The organism is Paraburkholderia sp. GAS41 (genome assembly GCF_050436545.1).
Taxonomy (GTDB): Bacteria; Pseudomonadota; Gammaproteobacteria; order Burkholderiales; family Burkholderiaceae; genus Paraburkholderia.
In genome coordinates, this window is sequence record NZ_JBNDMK010000066.1 from 1 (window position 1) to 3,377 (window position 3,377).

The 3,377-nt window shown below is 56.5% G+C and carries 6 protein-coding genes and 2 pseudogenes; 3 read left to right on the forward strand and 5 right to left on the reverse strand.

Translation table 11 applies throughout. From position 1 onward, the window contains the following. Together P3T43_RS35380 and P3T43_RS35385 are read left to right on the forward strand one after the other, a co-directional pair. Positions 1 to 99: pseudogene (locus P3T43_RS35380) on the forward strand (IS6 family transposase); the annotation flags it as partial. A gap of 182 nt (positions 100 to 281) precedes the next feature. Continuing rightward, positions 282 to 530, forward strand: a complete 249-nt coding sequence (locus tag P3T43_RS35385) for a hypothetical protein (protein WP_429285628.1) — start codon at positions 282 to 284, stop codon at positions 528 to 530. Between the two features lie 358 nt (positions 531 to 888). Here P3T43_RS35385 and P3T43_RS35390 read toward each other — a convergent pair whose 3' ends face one another. The 5 genes from P3T43_RS35390 to P3T43_RS35410 all read right to left on the reverse strand — a co-directional run bounded on the left by P3T43_RS35390 (position 889) and on the right by P3T43_RS35410 (position 2,914). Further along, positions 889 to 1,155 carry a hypothetical protein gene (locus tag P3T43_RS35390; RefSeq protein ID WP_429285629.1) on the reverse strand — a complete coding sequence of 89 codons (267 nt, stop codon included), beginning with the start codon at positions 1,153 to 1,155 and terminating at the stop codon, positions 889 to 891. Between the two features lie 33 nt (positions 1,156 to 1,188). After that, positions 1,189 to 1,545 carry a helix-turn-helix domain-containing protein gene (locus P3T43_RS35395; RefSeq protein WP_086910722.1) on the reverse strand — a complete coding sequence of 119 codons (357 nt, stop codon included), beginning with the start codon at positions 1,543 to 1,545 and terminating at the stop codon, positions 1,189 to 1,191. A gap of 5 nt (positions 1,546 to 1,550) precedes the next feature. Continuing rightward, on the reverse strand, positions 1,551 to 1,853 hold the full coding sequence (locus tag P3T43_RS35400) for a type II toxin-antitoxin system HigB family toxin (RefSeq protein ID WP_429285630.1): 303 nt from the start codon (positions 1,851 to 1,853) through the stop codon (positions 1,551 to 1,553). Positions 1,854 to 2,080: 227 nt separating this feature from the next. Then, on the reverse strand, positions 2,081 to 2,422 hold the full coding sequence (locus tag P3T43_RS35405; protein WP_429285631.1) for a DUF3876 domain-containing protein: 342 nt from the start codon (positions 2,420 to 2,422) through the stop codon (positions 2,081 to 2,083). A gap of 66 nt (positions 2,423 to 2,488) precedes the next feature. Next, complete coding sequence (locus tag P3T43_RS35410) at positions 2,489 to 2,914, reverse strand: hypothetical protein (RefSeq protein ID WP_429285632.1); 426 nt, start codon at positions 2,912 to 2,914, stop codon at positions 2,489 to 2,491. 308 nt (positions 2,915 to 3,222) lie between these two features. On the opposite strand from P3T43_RS35410, the pseudogene P3T43_RS35415 reads away from it, so the two are divergent. After that, positions 3,223 to 3,377, forward strand: a pseudogene (locus P3T43_RS35415) (IS6 family transposase); the annotation flags it as partial.

The window sequence follows — 3,377 nt, forward strand, 5'->3', positions numbered from 1 at the left end:
TCAGGCATTGAGACGATGCATATGATCAGGAAAGGCCAGATGAAGGACAGCGGCGTCACCCGAACCGCTGCCGATCAGTTCTATTCGTTGGTGGTGTAAGGACTCCTTATTTTCGCGGAATTTTCTTGCCTTGCCGCCGTTATCGCGACACAACCCCGCCTCGCCTCGCGGTTGTGCATCTGCTGCACACGGATCCGTTGTTCACGAGTCCCGCCACATCGTCAATCGTTCGGGACCATCTTCTGAACCGCATTCTCGATAACGCACTGCGCGGTCTTCGTGTGAATGCAATCCGCCTTGTCGTCGAGGACGGTACCGACATTGCTGAATACGCGATCGAGGTCGACATTGACAACTTCATCGCGCGCGGAAACCCGTATGAACCGGGCCAGGTATCGGCCAGCGGAGGTCGTCTCCGGGAGAGCATCTCGATCCGCTCGAAGTCGATTATCGCGGGCCGCACCCGCGTCCATACCGCGCATGCTGTGCCCACGCCCCTGTCTGCAGATCTGACGGCCGCGCTCACCTGACGTTGCCCGAGGCCCGCCGCAAATCCGCGGCGGCACCCCTGAAAAAGACTACGCCTCAATTTCAATGTGGCTGTCCGGCGGCGCAGCCACCCGGTCTATCAAACCGGCTTGCACAGCAGGTCCATCTCGCGTCTGAAAGTCGAAATCGTGTCGGCCAGCCCCCGACCCGCGATTCGAAGCGATCGCTCATGCCGGTGCAGGCGATGGTTTTCATCGCGCACGGCAGACAGCCAGTTGTAGCTCCCTTCGACCAGCTCGTCATCGCCAACGGCCAATGTCTTGTTGTGAAACTGGCGCCTGGCGCCGCGGTTCGAGTACCGGCCGTGCGTCCGGGGCGCTCGCGCGCCGGTTAATTTTCCTATGCCGCGATCAGTTTCAAGTGCCGATGGCCGGGACCGATGCCGGTGTGCCATTGTGCAATCTGCCCATCGTTGACCATTTCACGCACGGCACGACCCAATGCCATGTAGCAGCCAGGCGGTCCACCGTTTGCCTGATATTCGAAGGCTCGCGGATAGTGTTGCTCGGGAAAAACTTCGATAGCCACATCGAAAAATGTTTTTTGGCTTACGGCCAGCGCGGCCCGAATACGATCTTTTATCTTCGGTAGCTTCGACTTACTCACGGTCATCGCCCTTGTTTTCCAATTTTCCGTTTGTTATCCGATTAGCACTTCAGCGGGTATTTTCAATTCGCGGTTCAAACGGCGAATCATTGAGAGGCTAAGACCGCGCTTTCGATTGAGGACTTCGTACACCCGATTCAAGTTGCCGATATACGGTTGCATGTCGCTGGCCGATAGTCCTGCCTGTTCCATGCGGAACTTGATGGCTTCGACAGGATCGGGAAGATCGAGCGGAAAATGCTCTGCCTCGTAACGCTCCACTAGCGTAGCGAGGATTTCGAGACGATCCCCGTCCGGGGTGCCAGGCTCCGGGTCAACGTCAACAAGACGGGATACGGTTTGCAACGCTTCCTTGTAGTCGCGCTCGTTGTGGATTGGACGAATTTCCATGTTGGCTACTCCAGTTCAACGGTTTCAGCATCGATCCGGTCGTACTCGCCATGTGTTCCGATGAACTTGATATAGACGACACCGATGCGGTAAGCCACTGCGACTATCAGCCGGTAATCGTTCCCCTTGATGTTGAATACCACCCGGTTTCGCCCGACAAAGCTCGCGGAGGCATATCTGGCCTTGATGTCCTGCGGCGTCATCCAGACGGCCTTTGCCGCTTCCTCATGCCATGCCAGCAGCGATTGCCGAGCCATTGGGTGCCTGTCGCAGAATGCCAAGAGGACTCTTTTCGCAATAACTTCCATGGGAAACATGGTAGTCCCATATTGGGACTATTGCAAGCGGATCGTTCCGCTTCCAGTCGGGCGATGCAGGCAGGCGAGGACGAAAGGCGGGTCAAGGCCCGCGTAGTGGCCCCTTAGGCAGATCGGCCTTGACGTGGCTGGCCAAGCCGCGCTCCATTTTCCGTTGTTAGGGTTGTGCATTGCCTTCGTCGCGAGCGGCCCGGACCAAGAAGCTACGGAAACGTCGCCTATCTGACTCGGGTCAATTCGGCACTTCCACCCATAGTCGGCATGAGCAAAGTATCGTGCTCTTTGTCGTAGCCGACATTCGCCGTACCGAAACCTGTCGCAACCTGGAGCACGCCGTTCTGATACGTCGCCGGGATTTTGTCGGTTTTCGTGCCGCCAACCAAATAGTTCGGATGTGTGTCCACAATCAAAAAGCCATCTCCATTTTTGGAGATTTCGACGGTTTCCTTCCGCCCTTGATTTTCCCATTTGCCGACAAACTGATCACCGTCTTTCTTGCTGCAGCCGCCAAGAATCACGACAACGCCGACAGCTAGTGAAACAATAAAACCCCGAAGCATGTTTTTCCCTTCATGTTGTTGCCGACTACCGGTCGGCTCGGGGCGCTCTCGCGCCAGATTTCCCGATCATTTCTCGGCAATCACGAAATGACCGTCCGGGCGCTTGAATCGGAACGATCCATCGGCCTCATGCACAACCGCCCAAACCTCGCTGCGACCGCCATCAAGACTGACATCAACCTTGGCGGTCGATCCCTCCACCACAATGCAATCAGACCGCGTTTGCCGCCAGAAATCTTTGCCAGTGTCGTGATATGCAATCGGCGGATTCAACTTCGGCCTGCAATCGCTGGTGCCGTGCACGAACTGCATTCGGCCATCAATGAGTGCTTTGAATTCCTGGCCGAAGACCATCGTGTCGTAGATCATCGGACCAGAGCCGACCCGCATTCCGCCACCACCGAACGACATTGTTGCTGGATAGCTCGGCTGAGCGTACACAGCGCTGCCAAGCGCCGTGGCGCTTGCGAACAGTAAAGCTACCTTCTTCATCAGCTTCCGAAATCTCTTCATGAAAATATTTTCCGTGGCTTAGATGACGTGTTGCTTCGACAGATTGAGAATCGCCTGAACGCAAGCCCGCTCCGGTGAAGCGGCATCGGTTTCGGTGACAGACGCTTGGCCGTGTCGCGCCACATGACCTTACGCGACAGCCGGACGGCCACGGCCCGTTTCATGCACGAAGCAACTAGCAACCCTTCGCCGCAAATCCATGAAGATGGCGGTGCTTGGCCGGTTTTGTCGCGCTAAGGAGGCAGGAGTAAAATCGAAGTTGATATTTGCCCGTAGTGAAGCGTGAGATGAAGAAGGCGACTGCGAGACAAACCCTGCCTGCGGGCGTAGCGAAGGTACTCAAGCGCCTGCACTATCCTCTGGACGTGATACTTCTGTGCGTGCGGTGGTATGTGGCCTACTCGCTGAGCTTGCGAAATCTCGAGGAAATGATGGCCGAACG